The organism is Weissella sp. DD23 (assembly GCF_001579105.1).
Lineage (GTDB): Bacteria > Bacillota > Bacilli > Lactobacillales > Lactobacillaceae > Weissella > Weissella cibaria.
In genome coordinates this window covers 139,073-140,499 of the sequence record NZ_KQ970390.1, presented here as the reverse complement: position 1 = coordinate 140,499, position 1,427 = coordinate 139,073, and the positions used below count along the sequence as shown (strand labels likewise).

At 40.3% G+C, this 1,427-nt stretch carries 1 protein-coding gene and 1 pseudogene; both read right to left on the bottom strand.

Annotation, left to right across the window (positions count from 1 at the left end):
* A pseudogene (locus WEIDD23_RS14155) lies at window positions 1-406 on the bottom strand (teichoic acid translocation permease); the annotation flags it as partial.
* 11 nt (window positions 407-417) lie between these two features.
* The coding region (locus tag WEIDD23_RS00640) for an ABC transporter ATP-binding protein (RefSeq protein ID WP_062358658.1) at window positions 418-1,427 on the bottom strand (1,010 nt) is incomplete at its 5' end.

Here is a 1,427-nt window from a genome sequence, read left to right as displayed (position 1 = left end):
CTAGCAATAACACCAGCATTGCCAAAGTCATAACAAAAAAGCGACGTAGCTCTTCCAACATTGGCATCACAGGAGCAACTGACATAGGGAAACGGATTTTAGTCAACAATCCTAGTTGCGACTTAATTGACGTCAACCCCTTATTAAACGACCCTTGAATAAAGTACCATGGCACAATTCCAGTTAGTAGCCATAAAATGTACGGTTGCCCATTCACTGTACCATTATACATACCCATACCAAAAACAAGGAAGTACGTTCCAATATAGATTGTTGGTTCCAAGTAATCCCAAATAGATCCAAGATAATTATCCGCCCAACGTGACTTAACATTAAATCGCGCTAAACGGTTGGCAATCGGTGCGTTTGAAAAGATTTCACGCATCACTTGCAAAAAATCAGTCATGTTATTTCTCCCTACTTCGCACTCAAATCATCAGCCATATGTTCAACATTTAACTCATGAATTTTCTCTGGTGACCAATTCGTAATTAAATGCGAAGGATGCTCAACAATATTTTTCATACCTAAGTTGAGAATAACCTTATCAGCAACGAAAACCGTTAACAGCAACAAAACAACCAAGATGGTCTTATCTACTACCGACCACCGCTCAGCTGAATGTCGATTGTGCGTTGACTTATAAATTGATGTTTCGATTTCAGCTGGCAAAACATCATTGCCCGTTATCTTGCGTTCACGCTTCAACGACTTTTCGTATAATTCATCCAAGCTAAAGTTCTGCTGCGCAGTTCGGTATTCATTACGATACTTAGTTTGTTCCTTACCAGATAAAGCCTTGTAGTCAGCAATGAACTTATCATATGCATTCATAACTTCTTCTGTAGGCCCAAACATTCGCACTTCACCGTAGTGCATCCAAAGTACCCGATCGGCCATTTCACGAACTTGGCCTAGCGAGTGTGACACAAAGAAAATCGTCTTTCCTTGTTGCTGGAATTCCTTGATTTTTGCCAGTGACTTACGATTAAATGTTGCATCTCCAACCGACAATGCTTCATCAACAATCAAAATGTCTGGATTTGTGTGTACAGAAATTGAAAAACCAAGTTTTGACTTCATACCCGATGAGTAACTTTTAACTTGTTGATCAATGAAATCACCCAATTCAGAGAACGCAATAATTTCATCCATTTTCGCGTCAATTTCTTCATTCGTTAATCCTAGCATAAGGGCCTTGAGTCGAATGTTTTCACGTCCACTCATATTTCCCTTCAAGCCAGCATTAATCGCAATTAACGATGTTTCACCGTTAATCTCAATCTCCCCTGAAGTTGGTGGCACAATACCCGCAACCATCTTCATCAGCGTTGACTTACCTGAACCGTTGTTTCCAACGATGGCAATCGTTTCACCTTCAAAAGCCTCAAAATTCACTCCACGAACAGCCCAAAACTTGGGGAAGT